The sequence below is a fragment of the Bradyrhizobium sp. LHD-71 genome (genome assembly GCF_031157255.1).
In the GTDB taxonomy this organism is placed as follows: Bacteria; Pseudomonadota; Alphaproteobacteria; order Rhizobiales; family Xanthobacteraceae; genus P52-10.
In genome coordinates, this window is sequence record NZ_JAVIFX010000007.1 from 17210 (window position 1) to 36762 (window position 19553).

Below are 19553 nucleotides of genomic sequence, written 5' to 3' on the forward strand. Positions count from 1 at the left end.
GAATCTGGATGCCGCGAAAGCGGCATCCAGTAACGCGCACCCGCGATGAATGCCGGCGCCCTGGATACCGGATCCCGCGCGTTTGCGGAAACGACGCCGAATGGTGGCAGCCACTCGGTAACGCAGGACAGTCAACCGACCAGGACGAGCCCACCCGGGAAGGTCTTCACCGGCACCTTGAACACTTGGCCGATCTGCCCCATGACGGTGTCGAGCCGCTTGATTTCGAAGCGGGCGGTGACCAAGCGTTGCTCCAGAGACCGATCCACAAGGACGATGCGGCCTGGTCGATAGCGATTGACCTCGTCGATGACACTTGAGAGCGGCGTGTTGCGAAAAACAAGCATGCCGTCACGCCATGCGGTGATGACCGCCGGATCCGCCCCGGCGATGTCACCCAGGTTGTGGCGACCATAGGCAATGCGTTGGCCGGCCTGAAGCGTCACTCCGCGGCCGCCGCATTCGACCGATGCCTCGCCCTCGATGCAGACGACATCGACCATGGCATCGCGCCGGCGGATGTTGAAGCTTCCACGATAGCTGCTTGTGCGACCCTCAGCCGCCAGGACGACGAACGCCTTAGGCACGGCGCGGGTGATGGCTATCGCTGTTTCGCCAGAGATCAGTTCAATAGCAGGATCCTGCTCGCCGGCTCGCACCGCAATGCTGGTGCGCGTGTTCAATTCGACAGACACCGTCTCCGCCAAAGTCAGCTGCCGCTGTTCGCCCGTGCCGGTGCGATAGTCGGCATTCAACTCGGCGAGCGTCGGCCAAAGCTCGAGCGGAGGCCGAACCACCATCGCACCGATTGTGGCAGCAGCCACGGCGGTACCGCCGACAAGAAGCGCGCGACGATTGGTGAGAGAGCCGGTCCAGCTGCGGCTTGCATCGTTCTTCGCCAGGTCGGTCACTGGCGTTTCGAGCATACGCCAAAGATCGCCGGCGCGCGTGAGCGCTGCAGCATGGGCCGGGCTCAAATCGCGCCAGCGCCGCAACGCCGCGAGATCGTCCTGTGTGGCCTCGCCCAGACCGACGCGGGATAGCCAGTCCAGCGCCTCGCGGGTCAATGTGTCCTCGTCGGACTCGTCAGGCTGGGGCATGGTCCGATAACCGCGTGATGACATCGTCCTCCTTGTGGACGACATGCGAGTGGAGAAGCGGAACCGCTTTGTCAAAGATTTTTCGCAAGGCGGGATTCGCAATGTTGGAGGGCTCGCTTCAGCTCCTTTCGCACGAAACGCGCAGAGATATTCAGGCGCTTGGCAATCTCGTCCTGGGTCAGCTTCTCGTAGCGCACCGCGATCAGGATCTGTCGTTGCCGCGGGGTGAGTTCGTCAAGCGCTCGCCTTAAGGTTTCGATCGTCTGCCGACTCTCGATGATCCGATCGGGGCCGGGGTTTTCATCGATCAGAGCGTAAAGGGCATCGACGTCGACGCGTTGAGCACGGCGATGCTCGGTGCGCCAGCGATCGCGCGCCAAATTGACCGCGCTTGCAAGGATGTATGTGTTCGGGTTCTGCAACGCGCCAGCGTTATCCGGACGTTCCATGCGCAGATAAAGCTCATGAAGCGTTTCCTGCGCCACATCGGCAGATCCGAGCCGACGGGTTAGCCGCTGTCGGAAGTGATCATAGCGCTCGACCAACAATTGCCGCAGCGCCGCCCAACTGGTTTCATCGTCGTGGCTCATGGTGCATCTACGCCATGGCGGCCGAAGCGGACGTCGCGTTCAATACCTTCATGGCCCGCACTCGTCCCGTGCGTCCGCCGGACCGGCCTTCAAGACCATGGTAATCGGCTGCGGCATTTCGGACGGGGCCGTTTGCCCAAAGGCGACACGCTTCAGTGCATCGGTGATCGCGGCGTCGCGCCCGTTCACACCCGTCGAATTGAGCAGGCGTGGATTCTCGATCCGGCCTGCGCTCCCGATCCAGAACTGCATGGCAAGACGGAACGCGCCGGGCCGTGTTTCAGGACTTTGGCAAAGAGCTGCAAGCACGCTTGCCTGCACACTGCCCAAAAAGCGATTGAAGGCGGCGATAGACTTGGTTGGATCAGTCGTCCGGGCCGGCACCAATGTAAACGCCAGTTCACCGGTATAGTTGAATTCGAGACCCGTTCCGGACAGAAGCCGGCGCAAGGCCGTACTGCGCGTGAAAATGCCTTTGACTTCGCTCGAGCGACGTCCCGCGGTGAGCGCCGTCTCGTACAGCACCTGCAGACGGCTTCTCTCTCCAAACGCTTCAAGCGCCGCTTCCAGAGGTTGTGCCGGGATGTCAAATGAAATCGCGGCGTCATCGACGGCCGCCTGCGCTTGAATCGTGTGTACGGAAGCAACCATCGCCAAAGCTGCGATCACAACCGCTGCGATTGCCTTTTGCAGAGCCTCGATCCGAGCAACGCCTTGATGCAATCTCCGCTCATACGCATTCATGCTCGGCACAATCACGCATCTGCCGCCCTTGCAGTCCAGCTTCAGCGGGCGCCCGTCAGGTCACCCGACGGTCGAAAGACTTGTTCGCCGGGAGCCTGCGTCCGACGACGCCGCGGACGCTAGTCATGCAACATTACGGTTTGACGACAGTCGATCCCGGCGCCAGCGCCGAGCCGTTTCGAGCGTCCACAGATGTGACCGTCCGGTTCTTGACGCAAACCGTTGAAATCAATGCTTGCGATGCTTCTTTACGCATGCTGCGAATCTTGCTTGTTACGCTAAGAACTCCGTTTTGGAAGGCTGCAATGTCGCGCTCGACTGCCTACTGGTTCGGTGCACTGTTGTTGCTCCTGCCCGTCTCCCCCGCCCTTGCCCAGAATGTCGGCGCCTGCCGCGCTGGCACCAACTTCGAGCGCTGGCTGACGCAATTCAAGCAGGACGCGGTCAAGGCCGGCGTCTCGCAGCGCGCGATTGCTGAAGCCTCGCCACAGCTCGTGTTCGATCAGGGCACCGTCAACCGCGACCGCGGCCAGCGCGTGTTCGGGCAGATCTTCACGACCTTCTCAGACCGGATGGCGGCCGCCTACCGCGTGCAGGGCGGGCAGCAGAAGATCAAGCAGTATGCGGCCGCCTTCTCACGCGCCGAGCGCGAATACGGCGTGCCGCCCGCGGTGATCGCAGCGTTCTGGGCGCTCGAGACCGATTTCGGCAAGAACTCGGGCAAGCTGCCGATCCTGAAATCGCTCGCCACCCTCGCCTACGATTGCCGTCGTCCCGAGCGCTTTCATGAAGAGCTGATCGCCGCACTGAAGATCATCGATCGCGGCGATCTCTCCTTGGATGAGATGATCGGCTCTTGGGCCGGCGAACTCGGGCAGACGCAGTTCCTGCCGAAGCACTACTACGATTATGCCGTCGACTATGACGGCGACGGCCGGCGCGACATGATACGCAGCGTGCCCGACGTGATCGGCTCCACCGCGCACTACATTGCGGCAGGCCTGAAGTGGCGGCGCGGCGAGCCGTGGCTGCAGGAGATCCGCGTGCCGTCCAACCTGCCGTGGGACCAGACTGACCTTTCCGTCAAGCATCCGCGCGCAAAATGGGCGCAGTGGGGCGTGACCTATCCGGACGGACGGCCCCTGCCGAACGACAACATGCCGGCATCGGTGTTGTTGCCGATGGGCAAGGATGGCCCAGCCTTTATGGCCTATGCGAATTTCGGCGCCTACACCGAATGGAATAACTCGCTGATCTATTCGACCACGGCAGCCTATCTCGCGACGCGCATTGCCGGCGCGCCGCCGATGCGCAGGCCGCAAATGCGGATCGCCCAACTGTCATTCAACGAGATCAAGGAATTGCAGCAACTGCTCGTGCGTGCGGGATTCGACGTCGGCAAGGTCGACGGCATCCTCGGCCAGCAGAGCCGGATTGCGATAAAGACCATGCAGGCGAAACTGGGCTTGCCCGCCGACGCCTGGCCGACTGCGGAACTGCTGGCGCGCCTGCGATCGGAACGGGTGGAGCCGCACCCGCAGGCGCGACGATTCTAGTCTAGACGATTTCTAAAGCACGACAGAACCTCAGGGCAGCGGCATCCAGCACGCCCCAGCGCCTCGTTTTCATCGCAAAGGTTAAGACTATCGTGTCCGGGCTTTCGCGCAGGCACCACTGAACACGCGGCGTCGATCGCGCCGAATCAGTGCTACCCTGTCCACAGCGTACTACGCTGCGTCACTCCCGTCGCGCCGCGCACTCACCTGCGCCAGAGCCTCGCGTTCCGCCTCACGTGCCGAACGAAAATACTGGCCTTCCATGCGCTGAAAGGTCTCGGATGCTGCGAAGAAACGGAAACCCCCGCGATCGCGAACGACGATGCCCGCCGGTTCCGACCGGACCTCGATGATGTAAGTATCCGACATGCACTTCCAACCTGCCGCCGCGCCCGGATGCGTAAACCGCGAGACAACGCAAAAGTTTCAGCCGGAACGACGATTTTTTCAACGCGGTCGGGGGTTAGCTAAGTGCTTCGCGCAACAAAGTTATGACGGCCGGCGGACGATTCGATGGAGGTAATCTGGCGACGCAATGGAGCGGCTCAGGCCGTCAAGCCATCCGGAATGATCGGCGTCGGCGCTCCACGCTCGTCGATCGCGACATAGGTAAAAGTACCGTCGGTCACGAGAATCATCTGTGATTCGCTTGAGCGCGTGACCCATGCTTCCACCCGCACTGTGATCGACGTGCGACCGACGCGAACGGTATCCGTGTAGACCGAGACGACATCGCCGACGAACACAGGCTTGCGGAACGTCATCGCCTCGATCGCGACAGTGACAGTCCGCAAACGAACTGTCTTTCCGGCGAAGATGCCGCCGCCGATATCCATCTGGCTCAGGAGCCAGCCGCCGAAGATATCGCCGCTCTGATTGGTGTCCGCGGGCATCGCGAGCGTGCGCAGCGAGAGCTCGCCGCGCGGCGCAGCCGTAGGCTCGGACGAATCGTGCCGGTGTGCCTCTCCGCTCATGGCTGCCGCCAGCCATCGAACGGATGTTGATCACTTCTGTCCATCATGGTCCGTCGGCCTCAAGCATGATGCCTTTTAAGCGAATTTCGCTTGTCTACCCGCCGACGCAAACCGCCTCAGTGGGAACGACGCCGCCAATGTGGTGTCGATCTCACCGAGTTCAATCGTGTCACGCTGTCAGGAAAACAGGTGACACGCCACCATGCCCTTGCCCTCCGGGCGCAGCTCCGGCACTTTTTCCTTGCAGATCGGCATGGCCTGCGGACAGCGCGGGTGAAACCGGCAGCCCGGCGGCGGACGCTGCGCGCTCGGCACTTCGCCCTTGATGATGTGATGCGCGCGCCCCGCCTCGACGATCGGGTTAGGAACCGGGATCGAGGCCATCAGCGCCTTGGTATAGGGATGCTTCGGGTTCGCATATAGCTCGTCGCGCGAGGAGATCTCGACGATGGTGCCGAGATACATCACCGCGATGCGATTGCTGACATGCCGCACCACCGCGAGATCATGCGCGACGAAGATGCTGGAGATCCCGAGCTTGTCCTGCAGCTCCTGAAACAGGTTGACCACCTGCGCCTGAATCGACACGTCAAGTGCCGACACCGGCTCGTCGCAGATCAGCAGCCGCGGCTCGACCGCCAGCGCCCGTGCAATGCCGATGCGCTGCCGCTGTCCGCCGGAGAACTGATGCGGATACCGGTCGATCATATCGTGCCGCAGCCCGACCATCTCGAGCAGCTCCATCACGCGCTCGCGACGCTCGGCGCGATTGCCATGCAGCTTGTGGATTTCCAGCGGCTCGCCGACGATGTCGGCGACCGTCATGCGCGGATCAAGCGACCCGAACGGATCCTGATAGACCATCTGGATGCGTCGGCGGATCGGCCGCATCTGCTTCTGGTCGTAGTTGGTGATGTCGACGCCCTCGAACACGATCTTGCCGGAGGTCACCGGAAGCATGCGCAGCACGGCGAGACCGGTGGTCGACTTGCCGCAGCCGCTTTCGCCGACGAGACCGAGTGTTTCGCCCTCGTAGAGCTGGAAGGACACCCCGTCGACCGCCTTGACCGCAGCGACTTCTCGCTGAAACAGGCCCCCATAAATCGGAAAATGAATCTTCAGGTCCTGGACGTCGAGGATGACGTTGGATTTCACCGCGCTGCGCGGTTCCTCACGGGTCAATACTTCAGACATGGGGAGCCATCCAGCACGCGTGCATGTGTTTGTCGTCAGCCTTCATCAGTTCGGGAACGTCGCGCCGGCAGCGCTCCGCAACCTCGCCGCACCGCGGATTGAATGAACATCCGGGCGGCAACTGCGCGAGATTCGGCGGCTGCCCTTTGATCGGCACCAGCCGCAGACCCGCCGGCTGGTCGAGCCGTGGAATCGAGGCCATCAGGCCGCGCGTGTAGGGATGCAGCGGCTTGGCGTAGAGGTCGAGCGCGCTCGCCGTCTCGATGATCTTGCCGCCATACATCACACAGACGCGGTCGGCATAGCGGGCGACAACGCCGAGATCGTGGGTGATGAGGATCAGGGCCGATCCGGTTTCTCGCGTCAACTCCTTCAAGAGCTCGAGGATCTGCGCCTGCACGGTTACGTCGAGCGCCGTCGTCGGCTCGTCGGCGATGATCAGCTTCGGCTGGCAGGCAAGCGCCATCGCGATCATGATGCGCTGGCGCATGCCACCGGAGAACTGATGCGGATGATTGGCAAGGCGGCTCCGCGCATCAGGCATTCGCACGCGGTCGAGCAGCTCCTTGGCCTTGTCATATGCCTTCTGCCACGGCAACCGCTTGTGCAGATTGATCGGCTCGCCGATCTGCAGGCCGATCGTCAGCGACGGATTGAGCGAGGTCATCGGCTCCTGGAAGATCATAGCGATCCGGTTGCCGCGGATCGCGCGCATCTCATCTTCATTGAGCTTGGTCAGGTCGATCCCGTCGAACACGATCTCGCCTCCGGTGATGCGGCCGGGCGGATCGGGAACGAGCTGCAGAATGGACAACGCGGTCACGCTCTTGCCCGAACCGCTTTCGCCGACGATCGCCAGCGTCTCCCCCGCATCGACGTCAAAGGAGACGTTGTTGACGGCGGTGACCGCGCCAGGTCCGTTGCCGAACTTGGTGGTCAAGTTACGGACTTGCAGAAGAGGCTTACTCACTTAACGTTCACTCCAAATCTGGGGCAGCGTCATCCAACGCTGCCACCGCTCTTGTTGTTGTTTCGCACTCAGTAACCCATTTTCTTCTTCAGGTCCTGATCAATCCACATCCGGGCGTAGATCGGTCCCGGCCGCGCCGCGCCGGCGCGCAGTTCGCCCTCGTAACCCTTCACCCACGGCCACCAGGCCGTGAAATTGTAGGGTATCGGCAGCCAGATGTACGGCGCCTTGTCGACGATTTCGGTCGTCATCTCGTCGATCATCTTGACGCGTTTGGCTTCGTCCTTCTCCAGATAGACCTGATCCATCTTCGCGCTGAACGCGGCGTCGTTCCATTGCGACGGGTTCCAGACCTGTCCGTAGACAAAGCTCTTGTGCAGCGATCGCGTCGGATTGGTATGCCCGTTATCCATGAAGTAGCCCGGCGCGTTCTGCCGCGATGTCATGGCCGACAGGAATGCAGCATATTCCATCGGCTGGATTTCCATCTTCACCCCGACCTGCTCCAGATAGCCGGCGACCATTGGCAGGAGATCCGTGTGGTTCGTGCTGCAGGAGCAGACCTGGGTCTTGAACGTGAATCCGTTCGGATAACCGGCTTCCGCCAGCAGCTTCTTCGCCTTGACGGGATCGTACTTGAACAACTCCTTGACGCTGTCCGGCTGCTGCTCAAGCGGGCGGAAGTAGGCGCCGAACGTCGGATGCTGCGGATAAGCGAACAGCTCAGCGTTGCCGTTGTAGTAAGACTTGACGATCTCGTCCTTGTTCACCGCCAGATTGAGGGCGCGGCGCACGCGGATGTCGTCGAACGGCTTGGTGTCGACACGCATCGCCAGGAAGGTCCCACCGGTGGCAAGCCACCGGTTCCATTTCAGATCAGGCGCGCTCTTCTTGAGACTGTCGACGTCCTGCCAGCGAATAAGCTCCAGGACATCGATCTTGCCGGTTCTCAACGCCGTCACCCGCGTCGCCTCGTCCTTGACGATGCGATACGTCAACTTGTCGAGATAGGGCAGCTTGAATTCTTTTTCGTTGATGGTCTCGCTGCCCCAATAGACGGGGTTCTTCTCATAGACGTTGGAGTTGCCCTGAGTGAAGTCGGTCAGGCGGAACGGGCCGGTACCGTTGACATTCTTCCAGTTGGTCGCTCCGGCATCCACCACTTCCTTCGGCACGATGCCCGAGTAATAGCCGTAGCCGAAACGATAGGCCCACTCGGCGTTGTATTCCTTCAGGTTGAACACCACCGTATACCGGTCGACGGCCTTCACGCCGTCGACGTAGTCGTACATTCCTTCGACCTTCTTCGGGCTCGAGTTCTGCCGGTTGAAAGTGTAGACGATGTCATCGGCAGTCAGCTCGCGTGACGCCATGACACCTGGCTTCTCCGGAAACATGATGCCCTTGCGCAACGTGACGACGATCTGCAGCGGGTCTTCCTTCAGCTCCCACTTCTCGGCGAGTTCGCCACGCATCACCTCGGAGGGGATGTAGGCGTCGGGAGTCATGGTCCATTTGCCGCCGCGACTCTTGAACTGCGACACGTCGGTCACGAACAACTGCTCGTAGACCTGCCCGGTATCGTGATTGTGCTTCCAGTTGTAGTCGTAGTTGTCCCAGGACAGCGCCGAGATCGTCGAATAGACGGTGACGATCTCAACTGCGCCACCGTATTTCGGCGTCTCCATCTTGTGATTCTGGCCGGCGGCCGGACCTGCCGCCAGCGCGAGTGTCAGCGCGCCGATACCGGCGAACTCGTACAAAGCCTGCTTCCTCATTGTCGTCTCCCCTTTTATTTTTGGTTTGACTAAGCGATCAGCAAACATTGTCGGACCGACGCGAGGCCGCGAAACGCCAGCGGCGCTTTCGCGCCGCCGGTTCCTGCAAAAGTATTCTTTTCCAGCCTCCGCTCAGTAGCCCATCTTCTTTTTCAGATCCTGGTCGATCCAGAGCCGGGCGTAGATCGGCCCCGGACGCACGGCTCCGGCGCGCAGCTCGCCCTCATAACCCTTCACCCATGGCCACCAGGCGGTGAAGTTGTAAGGCGTCGGCAACCAGACGTAAGGCGCGTTATCGATCATCTCGGTCGTCATCGCCCGCAGCTCAGCCTGACGCTTGGCCTCGTCAGGCTCCTTGTAGACCGCCTCCATGCGCGCGGTCAGCTTCGGATCGTTCCACTGCGACGGATTCCAGACCTGATGCGGAACGAAGCTCTTGCGGATGGTCGTTGTCGGATTGGTATGGCCGTTGTTCATGAAGTAGCCGGCCGCGTTGGTCTGCGTGGTCATCGCCGACAGGAATGCCGCATACTCCATCGTCTGGATTTCCATCTTGACACCGACCTGCTCGAGATAGGCGGAGATCAACGGCAGCAGATCCATGTGATCCGCGTTACACGAGCAGACCTGAGTCTTGAAGGTGAACCCGTTCGGATAGCCGGCCTCCGCGAGCAGCTTCTTCGCCTTGACCGGATCGTACTTGAACAGCTCCTGCACGCTCGCCGGCTGCTCATTCAGCGGCTGATAGTAGGCCCCATATTCCGGATGCTGCGGGTAGGCGAACAGCTCCGCATTGCCGTTGTAGTAGGCCTTGATGATCTCGTCCTTGTTGATCGCCATGTTCATGGCGCGGCGGACGCGGATGTCGTCGAACGGTTTCTGGTCGACACGCATCGACAGGAAGGTGCCGCTGGTGGCAAGCCACTTGCTCCACTTCAGCTCCGGCGCGCCCTTTTTGAGCTGCTCGGCGTCCTGCCAGCGGATCAATTCCATGATGTCGAGCTTGCCCGTGCGCAGCGCGGTGACTCGCGTCGCCTCATCCTTGATGATGCGATAGGTGATCTTGTCGACGTAAGGGAGCTTGAACTCCTTCTCGTTGATCGTCTCCTTGTCCCAGTAGTCCGGGTTTTTCTCGTAAGTGTTGGAGTTGCCCTGCACGTAGTCGGTGAGCTTGAACGGTCCCGTGCCGTTCATGTTCTTCCAGTTCGAGGCGCCGGCATCGACCACCTCCTTCGGAATGATCCCCGAGTAGTAGCCGTAGCCGAAGCGGTAATCCCACTCGGCATTGAACTCGTTCATCTCCCAGACGACGGTATACTTGTCCTCGGCCCGCACATCCTTGACGTAATCGAAGTAGTTCTTCGTCGCCTTCGGGCTGGTCGACAGACGCTTGAAGCTGAAGACCACGTCGTCGGCCACGAGCTCGCGCTTCTGCATCACGCCGGGCTTCTCCGGAAACATGACGCCCTTGCGCAGCGTAACGACGAGGCGCAGCGGATTCTGCTGCCATTCCCACTTCTCGGCCAGCTCGCCGCGAATGAGATGCGTCGGGATATAAGCGTCGGCGACCAGGCCGAACTTGCCGCCGCGCGACCTGGTCTTGGACAGGTCTGCGGCAAACAACTGCTCGTAGACCGAGCCGGTGTCGTGATTGTGCTTCCACGGCCAGTCGTAGCTGTCGAACGACAGCGCCGAGATCGTCGCATAGACGGTCGAGACTTCCAGGCTGCCGCCGTACTTTGGCGTCTCCGGCTTGCTCTGGCCCCATGCGGCGCCTGTGGCAAGCACGAGGCTCAACGCGCTCGCGCCCGCAAGGCCTCGCAGTGTCTTGCTTTGCATTTGTTTCTCCCCTGTTACCCTAGTTTCTTCTTGTTCAGCGATGGGTGCGCATGCGCGGATCGAGTAAGTCGCGCAACGCGTCGCCGAACATGTTGATGCTGAACACGACCAGCGTCAGGCAAATGCCCGGCGCAAGCGCCATCCATGGCGCGAGATACATGTAATTGCGTGACGAGCCGGTGAGCATGCCGCCCCAGGAGGGCGCCGGCGGCGGAACACCAAGCCCGAGGAACGACAGCGAGGCTTCGGCCAGGATGACGGCACCGACGCGGGTCGTGAACAGCACGATCACCGGCGGCATCACGTTCGGCAGGATGTGACGCCAGAGGATCCGCTGCGTGCCGCCGCCGATCGATTGCGCGGCGTGGATGTAGCTCTGCTCACGCACGGACAACACGGCGCTGCGGATGATGCGGGAGCCGGCAATGCCGAGGAAGCAGCCGAGTATGCCGATCACCGGAAACATGCCGGGCCCGACGACGGCAACGACGACAATCAGCACGACCAGTTCCGGAAAGCTCATCCAGGCGTCGACAAAGCGCTGCACCAGCATGTCGAACTTGCCGCCCAGATAACCAGTGGTGATGCCGAGCACGACAGAAATGATGGTCGCAAGCCCGGCGGCCGACAGACCGATGATGACCGACAGCCGCGCTCCATAGAGAATGCGTGAAAAGATGTCGCGGCCGAGATTGTCGGTGCCGAACCAGAACTGCCAGCTCGGCGGTTTCATCCGGTTGATCGGCATGATCTGGTTGTAGCCGTAGGGTGCCAGCAGGTCGGCGAAGACGCCGGCAAACAGGAATATCAGGCAGATCACGGCGCCGGCTGCGCCGAGAGGCTTCTCCCGGAACAAGCGGGCGAAAAACCCGACGATGGCGTTCGGGCGTTTCGTCGACGCCTGACGAATCGCAACCGACGTATCGGTGATCTCAGCCATCAGCGGTTCCTCACCTTCGGATCAAGAAAGCCGTAGCTCAGATCGACCAGCAGATTAATGAAGACGATCGCCACACCGAAAACGAGGAACACGCCGGTGATGGTCGGATAGTCGCGGGACCCCACCGCCTCCAGCAGCAACAAGCCCATGCCGGGGATGACGAAGATCTGTTCAAGAATGACCGCGCCGCCGATCAGCGCACCTGCCTGCAGACCGACCAGCGTGATCACAGGAATCAGCGCGTTGCGCAACGCGTGGCGCATGACAATGGTGCCGACGGATAAACCCTTGGCCTTGGCGGTTCGAATGTAGTCCTGCCGCATCACCTCCAGCATCAGCGTGCGGGTCAGCCGCATCGTGATGGCCGAGAACGCCTTGCCCAGGATCAGCGCTGGAAGCGCAAGCTGCAGCAGATGACCGATCGGGTCCTGTGAAAAGGGAATGAACCTGACCGAGGGCGACCAGCCCCACCAGATCGACGGAAACACCATCACCAGCGTGCCGAGCCAAAAGCCCGGAATGGCGAGCGCCAGGATCGAGAAGGTCCGCAGGATGTAGTCGCCGATCGTATCCTGCTTCAGCGCTGCATAGACGCCGATCGGGATGCCGACAACCAGGGAGACCAGCAGGGCCATGATGCCGAGCTCAAAAGTAATCGGCAGGCGGTGCAGGATTTCGTCCATCACCGGCGTGTTGGTCCACAGCGAGTTGCCGAGGCTTCCCTTGAACACCAGCGCGCCGAGCCATTTGAAGTACTGAACGTACATCGGCGTATCGAGACCGAGCGCCGCCTCGAGTTGTTCACGCGTCTGCTTCGAGGCGCTCACGTCGTTCTGCGACAGCATCAAATCGATGATGTTGCCGGGCATCAGGCGAATGGTCACGAAGACGATGAGCGAGGCGAAGATCAGCGTGGGGATCAGTGCAAGGACGCGACGTAAGATGTAACCCCTCATGATCCCCCAACTCCATCAGCGCTCGGCTTGGACAGCAAACGACGCAAGCGCAGCGTCGCGCCAGCAGCGCTGCATACATCGCAAGCGAGGACAGCGTCTGCATCACTGCCAGTCGAAGGCAACGACGTGCAACGCCACTCGCGAGGGCTGTTGTCCAAGCTGTTCCTCCGGGAGCCTTTTCGGCTACCGATGACCTTTTTCATTTCGTGGGACTAGAACGTGTCCAGCTGTCTGTTGTCAAATGAAATGAGAGTTTTGCTCGGGTTCCTGCGACAGAAGGCGCAGCAGAAACTGCACCGCACTCTGCAATAAAATGCTCAAAGCGAAAGCAGCTTCTTGCGCGCAATTTCACGATGCGAAACAGGCTGCCTTACTTCGCAGCGCTATCTTGCCTGAAGCTGTCCCAGCCTACATCGGGCGCAAAGCGCTCACCATACTTTTGCGAAAAGTTCGCGAGCACCGCAACAACATCGGCGACACCGCGCGTTCGCGCATAATTCAGCGGGCCTCCGCGGAAAGGTGCAAAGCCGGTGCCGAAGATCATCGCGCCGTCAACCAGGTCGGCGTTGTCGACAATGCCCTCGCGCAGGCATGCGACGCACACATTAACCATCGGCAGGATCAAGCGGTCGGCAATCTCGTCTTGCGGCGGCAGCTTTGCCTGCGTGGCATTGCCAAGCAACGCATCGCCGCCTGGCTTCGACTTTTGCGCCTTGCCATCCTTCCAGACGTAAAAGCCCTTCCCGGTCTTGCGGCCAAGTTCGCCGGCCTCGACCTTCTGGCGCAGCCAGTCCGGCGCGGGCGGCAGCGCATCACCGAGCTTGGCGCGGAGCGAGTCGCCAACCGCGAGGCAGATATCGAGGCCGACGGTATCGGCAAGCTCGATCGGCCCCATTGGCATACCGAACTTCTCCGCAGCCTCGTCGATGGTCTCCTTGGGAACCTTCTCGTCCAGCATCACCATCGCCTCGAGCATGTAAGGCGTCAGTGCGCGGTTGACGAGAAAGCCCGGCGCGCTCTTCACTGGCAGCGGCAGGCGATCGATCTGGCCGACAAAGGCGCGTGTCGCGGCAAGCACCTGGCTATCGCTGCCGTCATGGCTCACGACTTCCACGAGTTGCATGCGCGACACCGGATTGAAGAAGTGAATGCCGACCAGCCGCTCCGGATGCTTCAGGCTCGTGCGAAGATCCTGTAGCGGGATGCTGGACGTATTGGTCGCAAGGATCGCACCCGGTTTCATGCGCGGCTCGACACCGGCATAGACCTTCTGCTTCAGTTCGAGCTTCTCGGGTACCGCCTCAATAACGAGATCAGCGTTGCGCACGCCTTCGCCGTCCATGTCCGGCATCAGCCGATCCAGCGCGTCGCGCTGCTCGATCCGCTTGCGCATGATCTTGCCGTAAAGTTCGGCGGCGCGCTGGATCGCACCGGCGATCGGTTCGGCCTTCATGTCGGCCAGCGTTGCATGCAATCCCTGACGCGCACACCAGGCCGCGATATCGCCGCCCATGGCCCCGGCGCCGATGACATGCACATGCTTGATGGTGCCATCGTCGCCGGCGAGCTTCTTCATCTGCTCGCGCAGGAAGAACACACGAATGAGATTCTGCGCCGTCGGCGTCACCATCAGTCGTGCGAACGAAACTTGTTCGGCCGACATCATCGCATTACGGTCGTCGCCGTGCTTTTCCCAGAGATCGATCAGCGCATAGGGTGCAGGATAATGTGCGATCGGTGCGGACTTGGCGGCTTCCTTTCGCATCCGCGTCGCAAGGAAGCTACGCACCGGCCCGGCCGACAGGATGGTCGACATTGCAGCAGGTGTTGCGCGCTTGAGTTTTCCGCTCACCGCATCCTTGATCGCGTTGCGGACGTGGCGCTCCTGCGTCACCGCATCGACTGCGCCAAGCGATTTTGCACGGCGCGCGTCGATGGTGCGACCGGTCAGCATCAGCGTCATCGCTTCCATCGGATTGATCAGCCGCGTGAAGCGAACTGTTCCGCCAAGACCCGGGTGCAGACCGAGCATCACCTCAGGAAAGCCGAAGCGCGCGTTGTCGATGGCAATGCGATACTTGCAGGCGAGTGCGATCTCGAAGCCGCCGCCGAGGCAGAAGCCATGCACGACGGCGATGGTCGGCATGCCGAGATTTTCGAGCCTATCAACCACGCGATGCGCGCGGCCAATTTCCGTTTCGACCTGACGCGGATCGGACGCGCCACGGAACGCGTTGACGTCGGCGCCGGCAATGAATCCGGAAGGTTTCGCCGAACGAATGACCAGCGCCTGTGGCCGATCGCTCTCGATCGCGGCAAGAACAGCGTCGAGCTCCTCGATCACTTCGGCCGACAGCGTGTTGGCGCTGGCGCCCTCCCGGTCGAACAGCAACCAGGCGACACCGTCTGCATCCTTTGCAAGGCGGAAGTTCTTCCATGGGCCCGCCCCCGGCTCGGTCGAGACATACGGGCCCAGCTCGATCAGACGATCCTTGAACAGGTCGAGGATGCGGCTTTCCATAACGACCTCACACCGCCTCGAGCAGCAGGGCGCCGCCGAGGCCGCCGCCGACGCATTGCGTGGCGATACCGCGCTTCTTGCCCAGCCGCTTCATCGCGTTGACCAGATGCAGGGTGATGCGGTTGCCGCTTGCGCCGACCGGATGGCCGAGCGCGATCGCCCCGCCATCGACATTCAGCCTCGATCGATCGAACGCTCCTGCCGGTCCATCCAGTCCGAGAATCTGCCGGCAAAATTTTTCGTTCTGCCACGCGGCAAGGCAGCCGAGCACCTGCGCCGCAAACGCCTCGTTCAGTTCGAGCAGTTCGATGTCGTCGAGGCGCATGTTGTTGCGCTTCATCAGTTCGGTAACGGCCAGCACCGGGCCAAGGCCCATGATGCTCGGATCGAGCGCCGACCAGCTGCTGTCGAGAATTTCGGCCTTCGGCGTCAGGTTGTGCCTCCTGACTGCGTCCTCGGACGCCACGATCACCCAGGAAGCGCCGTCGGTGATCTGCGAGGAATTGCCGGGCGTGACCTTGCCCCATGGCCGCTCGAACGCGGGCTTCAGTTGGGCCAGCTTGTCGATCGACGAGTCCGGCCGCACGCCATCGTCATAATCGTAAAACTTCCCGTTGCGCGCGAAAGCCGTTTCCACCTCGCCCTTCAGAAACCCCTCGTGCTGCGCATTGGCCAGCCGCCTGTGGCTTTCGACCGCGTAGGCATCACACTCCTCGCGCGTGATGCCGAACAGATACGCGACCATCTCGGCCGTCTGCCCCATGTTCATCTCGACCACCGGGTCGGTCAGCCCCCGCTCGAGGCCGATGACCGGCTTGAGATCGGCCGGGCGCAACTTCAGCGCGGCAGCAATCTTGCCGGGCATCCCTTTGGCGGTGGCGAGACCCGCAAACCAGCGGACACCCTGCTGGGACCAGACCAGTGGCGCGTAGCTCAAGGCTTCCGTCCCGCCTGCAAGGATCAGGTCGCAGCGCCCCTCGCGAATGTAGCGAAATGCCGTATCGATCGACTGCATGCCGGAGCCGCAGTTGACCTGCTCGGTGAAGGCCACCATCCGTTCGCCCATGCCCAAGCGGAGTGCCGCGACCCGCGCCGGATTCATCTCGTCGGCGATCACGTTGACGCAGCCGAGCATCACCTGATCGAAGGCGTCGGCCGCGAACGGCTGCCGAGCCAGCAGGGGCCGGCCGCATTGCACCGCGAGATCGACCGGCGTGAACGGTCCCGGCCCACTGCGCGCCTTCAGAAACGGCGTGCGGCTTCCACCAATGATAAAGACAGATCGCGCCATCAGCTTGCCGCCCGCACCTCTCGTGCGAACAACTCGTCACCGGAGATCGGCTTCAGATTGCCCCTCGACAGTTGCTCAGGTGCAAAGTCGTCCACCTCGACGACTTTTGCAACGGCTTCCTCGGCGGCACGGATACGCTCGCCTTCCGACGCCGTGATGACACCGCGCTTGACGGCCTCGCGCCAGTCCTTGATCCGCGCCGCGCGCATCCGCCGGTCGATGCCATCCGCTGCCGTCACCAGCGCAAACGCCTTCTCCAGCCGCGCAAGCCCCCGGTCATCGTCAGCATGAAAGAGGCCCGTCGTCAGCCGTTCGCGCGCAGCCGAGGGCTCTAGGATCATCTGCGCGCATTGGTGCACATTGGCGTCGGTCGGCCCGGTGTCGCGGGCTCCGAACGGCTGCAGGATCAGCCGCAAGAGCGTCGCGACAAATCGGTTTGGAAGGTTGGCAAAGATCTCGGCAAAGCGCGTCTGGATCGTCCTGAAGCCGGTTTCCATGCACCACTCAAGTGCCGGAAAATCCGCATCCTGGCGGCCTTCGTCCTCGAAGCGTTTCAGCGCACCGGAGAGAAGATAGAGTTCGGAAAGAATGTCGCCGAACCGGGCCGAAAGCATCTCGCGTCGCTTCAGCGCGCCGCCCATCGTCAGCAGAGCCATGTCAGCCGAAAGCGCAAACGCCGCCGACAGGCGCGACAGCTGCCGGTAGAACGGCTTCGCTTTTCCGACATTGGGCGCCGGAGCCAACAGGCCGCCGGTCCAGCTCCACGCCCAGGCGCGGAACATGGTCTTGAAGCTGTGGCCGACGTGTTTCCAGAGCGTGCGGTCGAACGTGTCGAGCCCGTTCGGATCGGCCAGCGCCGTCATCTCCTCCAGCAGATAGGGATGGGCGCGGATCGCACCCTGGCCGAACACGATCAGATTGCGGGTCAAAATATTGGCGCCCTCCACCGTGATGCCGATCGGCACCGAACGATACAGCGCGCCGAGATAATTTTGCGGCCCGTCGATGATCGCCTTGCCGGCGTGGATGTCGAACGCGTCGTTGATTGCGATCCGCATGCGCTCGGTCGCATGCAGCTTCATGATGCCGGAGATGACGGCCGGATGATGCCCCTGATTGAGCGCTGCGCAGGTCAGCCGCCGCGCACCGTCAACCAGATACGCGGTGCCGGCGATCCGCGCCAGCGGCTCCTCGATGCCTTCGAACTTGCCGATCGGTATGCCGAACTGCTCGCGGATGCGCGCATAGGCGCCGGTGGTGCGCGCGCAATAGGCTGCGGCTGCAGCCGATAGCGACGGCAGCGAGATGCCGCGCCCGGCCGCCAGTGCACTCATCAGCATCTTCCAGCCCTGGCCGATGCGCGTCTTGCCGCCGATGACATAGTCGAGCGGAATGAAAACGTCGCGTCCCCAGTTTGGTCCGTTCTGAAACACCTGCATCGACGGCAGATGACGGCGGCCGATCTCGACACCTGGCAGATGCGTGGGGATCAGCGCGACTGTGATGCCGAGATCTTCGACCTCGCCGAGCAGATGGTCCGGATCGTAAGCCTTGAAGGCGAGGCCAAGCACCGTGGCAACCGGACCGAGCGTGATGTAGCGCTTGTGCCAGTTCAACTTCAGGCCGATGACCTCGTGACCCTCAAAGTTGCCTTTGCAAACGATGCCCGTGTCGATCATCGACGCCGCATCGGAGCCGGCTTCAGGGCTGGTCAGGCCGAAGCACGGAATTTCGCTGCCGTCCGCCAGGCGCGGCAGCCAATGTTGCTGCTGTTCCTTGGTCCCGAACTGCATCAGCAGTTCGCCCGGGCCCAGCGAGTTCGGCACCATGACGGTCACTGCGGCAGCAAGTGAACGACTTGAGACCTTTCGCACCACTTCGGAGTGCGCATATGGCGAGAATCCAAGTCCGCCGAATTCCTTCGGAATGATCATGCCGAAGAAGCGGTGGCGCTTGATGAAGTCCCAGACCTCGGGCGGAAGGTCGCGCAGCTCCCAGTTGATCTTCCAGTCGTCGAGCATGGCACACAGCTCGTTGACAGGGCCTTCGAGGAAGGCCTGCTCCTCAGCCGTCAATGCGGCCGGCGGGACGGCCAGCAACTTTGCCCAGTCCGGATTGCCGGTGAAGAGATCCGCATCCCACCAGACGTCGCCTGCCTCGAGCGCCTCACGTTCGGTGTCGGACATCGCCGGCATCGCCTTCTTCGCCAGGGCGAAGATCGGTCGTGTGATGTAGTCCCGGCGAAAAGAGCCCATGGTCGAGGTCCAAATCGAGAGCCAAGTCGATCAGATCGCGCAAGCCGCAGCCTGCCTCCGCAAAGACCTATGCTCGGCGCAGACGTTTACAACCGCCTTGCTGGAATCAGGCAGATTCTAGCGTCCCGACGGGCCGTTGCTTAACCTGGAGACGCAGCTCAGTTCCGGAAGCCACCGGTCCGATCAATGCGACGGTTTCAACCCGGCCTTCTTCAATCAGGTCGTGTTCAATCAGGCCTTGGCATCTCAAACATCGTCGCAGGCGAGATTTCGAAGTAGTCGCCTTTCCGGCCGCCGCGCGAAATCGGGTGCGCGAGCGTCGTCTGATAGACGCCGTCAACGATCAGCGTCTTGTCGATATGTATCGCGACGACCTCGCCGAACACCATCCAGCATTCGACCTTGGTCCCCTCCTTGGTCTCGAGCTGCATGATCTTGATGAGCTTCAATTCCATGGCGGCCCGGGCTTCGCCGACGCGCGGCACCTTGACGAACCTCGAAGGCACCGGCGTGAGCCCTGACGTGGAGAACTCGCTGACGTCCGGCGGCACACCAGCCGAGGTGGTGTTCATCTGCTGCGCCAGCGGCATGGTCACCAGATTCCATGTGAACTCGCGCGTCTCCTCGATGTTGCGGACGGTGTCCTTCCACCCGTTCGAAGAGAACGCCAGAATCGGCGGCTTGTAGTTGAAGATGTTGAAGAAGCTGTAGGGCGCAAGATTGACGTTGCCCTTCGCACCCATCGAAGCCACCCAGCCGATCGGGCGCGGTGCAACAATGGCCGTGAGCGGGTCGTGTTTCAGCCCGTGGCCCTTGCCAGGCTCGTAGGTGTGCATGTCGTTCAT

16 protein-coding genes are annotated in these 19553 nt (G+C 61.7%); 1 reads left to right on the forward strand and 15 read right to left on the reverse strand.

The features are described 5' to 3' along the window. Positions 1–131 precede the first annotated feature (131 nt). From RCO31_RS09385 to RCO31_RS09395, 3 genes are all read right to left on the reverse strand, one after another. A complete protein-coding gene (locus tag RCO31_RS09385) occupies positions 132–1100 on the reverse strand; it encodes a FecR domain-containing protein (protein ID WP_308968050.1) in 969 nt (322 codons plus the stop codon). Positions 1101–1171: 71 nt separating this feature from the next. Then, positions 1172–1690, reverse strand: coding sequence for an RNA polymerase sigma factor (locus RCO31_RS09390; protein ID WP_308968051.1), 519 nt, complete (start codon positions 1688–1690; stop codon positions 1172–1174). 48 nt (positions 1691–1738) lie between these two features. Then, on the reverse strand, positions 1739–2341 hold the full coding sequence (locus RCO31_RS09395; RefSeq protein ID WP_308968052.1) for an STN domain-containing protein: 603 nt from the start codon (positions 2339–2341) through the stop codon (positions 1739–1741). A gap of 398 nt (positions 2342–2739) precedes the next feature. Here RCO31_RS09395 and RCO31_RS09400 point away from each other — a divergent pair, with 398 nt between their 5' ends. Further along, positions 2740–3990, forward strand: a complete 1251-nt coding sequence (locus tag RCO31_RS09400) for a lytic murein transglycosylase (protein WP_308968053.1) — start codon at positions 2740–2742, stop codon at positions 3988–3990. A gap of 171 nt (positions 3991–4161) precedes the next feature. Here the strand turns inward: RCO31_RS09400 and RCO31_RS09405 are convergent, their stop codons facing one another. The 12 genes from RCO31_RS09405 to RCO31_RS09460 all read right to left on the reverse strand — a co-directional run bounded on the left by RCO31_RS09405 (position 4162) and on the right by RCO31_RS09460 (position 19553). After that, entirely contained in the window at positions 4162–4359 is a 198-nt protein-coding gene (locus RCO31_RS09405) for a hypothetical protein (RefSeq protein ID WP_308968054.1), read from the reverse strand. Between the two features lie 176 nt (positions 4360–4535). Next, positions 4536–4964, reverse strand: coding sequence for an acyl-CoA thioesterase (locus RCO31_RS09410; protein WP_308968055.1), 429 nt, complete (start codon positions 4962–4964; stop codon positions 4536–4538). A gap of 177 nt (positions 4965–5141) precedes the next feature. Then, on the reverse strand, positions 5142–6158 hold the full coding sequence (locus RCO31_RS09415; RefSeq protein ID WP_308968056.1) for an oligopeptide/dipeptide ABC transporter ATP-binding protein: 1017 nt from the start codon (positions 6156–6158) through the stop codon (positions 5142–5144). After that, positions 6151–7128 (reverse strand): ABC transporter ATP-binding protein, encoded by a 978-nt coding sequence (locus RCO31_RS09420; RefSeq protein WP_308968057.1) that lies wholly within the window; start codon positions 7126–7128, stop codon positions 6151–6153. The genes RCO31_RS09415 and RCO31_RS09420 overlap by 8 nt, the downstream gene beginning before the upstream one ends. A 68-nt stretch (positions 7129–7196) precedes the next feature. Next, positions 7197–8906: an ABC transporter substrate-binding protein gene (locus RCO31_RS09425; protein WP_308968058.1), complete on the reverse strand. Its 1710-nt coding sequence runs from the start codon at positions 8904–8906 to the stop codon at positions 7197–7199. Positions 8907–9038: 132 nt separating this feature from the next. Then, positions 9039–10745 carry an ABC transporter substrate-binding protein gene (locus RCO31_RS09430; protein ID WP_308968059.1) on the reverse strand — a complete coding sequence of 569 codons (1707 nt, stop codon included), beginning with the start codon at positions 10743–10745 and terminating at the stop codon, positions 9039–9041. Positions 10746–10779: 34 nt separating this feature from the next. After that, a complete protein-coding gene (locus RCO31_RS09435; protein WP_308968060.1) occupies positions 10780–11685 on the reverse strand; it encodes an ABC transporter permease in 906 nt (301 codons plus the stop codon). After that, entirely contained in the window at positions 11685–12641 is a 957-nt protein-coding gene (locus tag RCO31_RS09440; RefSeq protein WP_308968061.1) for an ABC transporter permease, read from the reverse strand. The genes RCO31_RS09435 and RCO31_RS09440 overlap by 1 nt, the downstream gene beginning before the upstream one ends. 370 nt (positions 12642–13011) lie before the next feature. Continuing rightward, positions 13012–15162, reverse strand: a complete 2151-nt coding sequence (locus RCO31_RS09445) for a 3-hydroxyacyl-CoA dehydrogenase NAD-binding domain-containing protein (protein WP_308968062.1) — start codon at positions 15160–15162, stop codon at positions 13012–13014. A 7-nt stretch (positions 15163–15169) separates the two neighbouring features. Next, positions 15170–16453 carry an acetyl-CoA C-acetyltransferase gene (locus tag RCO31_RS09450; protein WP_308968063.1) on the reverse strand — a complete coding sequence of 428 codons (1284 nt, stop codon included), beginning with the start codon at positions 16451–16453 and terminating at the stop codon, positions 15170–15172. Further along, positions 16453–18708, reverse strand: a complete 2256-nt coding sequence (locus RCO31_RS09455; protein WP_308968064.1) for an acyl-CoA dehydrogenase — start codon at positions 18706–18708, stop codon at positions 16453–16455. The genes RCO31_RS09450 and RCO31_RS09455 overlap by 1 nt, the downstream gene beginning before the upstream one ends. A 227-nt stretch (positions 18709–18935) precedes the next feature. Further along, positions 18936–19553 (reverse strand): flavin reductase family protein, encoded by a 618-nt coding sequence (locus RCO31_RS09460; protein ID WP_308968242.1) that lies wholly within the window; start codon positions 19551–19553, stop codon positions 18936–18938.

Coding starts and splice junctions, on each gene's coding strand:
- RCO31_RS09385 (WP_308968050.1), bottom strand. CDS start 1,100: ATGCCCCAGCCTGACGAGTCCGACGAGGACACATTGACCCGCGAGGCG.
- RCO31_RS09450 (WP_308968063.1), bottom strand. CDS start 16,453: ATGGCGCGATCTGTCTTTATCATTGGTGGAAGCCGCACGCCGTTTCTG.
- RCO31_RS09395 (WP_308968052.1), bottom strand. CDS start 2,341: ATGGTTGCTTCCGTACACACGATTCAAGCGCAGGCGGCCGTCGATGAC.
- RCO31_RS09460 (WP_308968242.1), bottom strand. CDS start 19,553: ATGAACGACATGCACACCTACGAGCCTGGCAAGGGCCACGGGCTGAAA.
- RCO31_RS09405 (WP_308968054.1), bottom strand. CDS start 4,359: ATGTCGGATACTTACATCATCGAGGTCCGGTCGGAACCGGCGGGCATC.
- RCO31_RS09430 (WP_308968059.1), bottom strand. CDS start 10,745: ATGCAAAGCAAGACACTGCGAGGCCTTGCGGGCGCGAGCGCGTTGAGC.
- RCO31_RS09400 (WP_308968053.1), top strand. CDS start 2,740: ATGTCGCGCTCGACTGCCTACTGGTTCGGTGCACTGTTGTTGCTCCTG.
- RCO31_RS09440 (WP_308968061.1), bottom strand. CDS start 12,641: ATGAGGGGTTACATCTTACGTCGCGTCCTTGCACTGATCCCCACGCTG.
- RCO31_RS09415 (WP_308968056.1), bottom strand. CDS start 6,158: ATGTCTGAAGTATTGACCCGTGAGGAACCGCGCAGCGCGGTGAAATCC.
- RCO31_RS09445 (WP_308968062.1), bottom strand. CDS start 15,162: ATGGAAAGCCGCATCCTCGACCTGTTCAAGGATCGTCTGATCGAGCTG.
- RCO31_RS09455 (WP_308968064.1), bottom strand. CDS start 18,708: ATGGGCTCTTTTCGCCGGGACTACATCACACGACCGATCTTCGCCCTG.
- RCO31_RS09410 (WP_308968055.1), bottom strand. CDS start 4,964: ATGAGCGGAGAGGCACACCGGCACGATTCGTCCGAGCCTACGGCTGCG.
- RCO31_RS09435 (WP_308968060.1), bottom strand. CDS start 11,685: ATGGCTGAGATCACCGATACGTCGGTTGCGATTCGTCAGGCGTCGACG.
- RCO31_RS09425 (WP_308968058.1), bottom strand. CDS start 8,906: ATGAGGAAGCAGGCTTTGTACGAGTTCGCCGGTATCGGCGCGCTGACA.
- RCO31_RS09390 (WP_308968051.1), bottom strand. CDS start 1,690: ATGAGCCACGACGATGAAACCAGTTGGGCGGCGCTGCGGCAATTGTTG.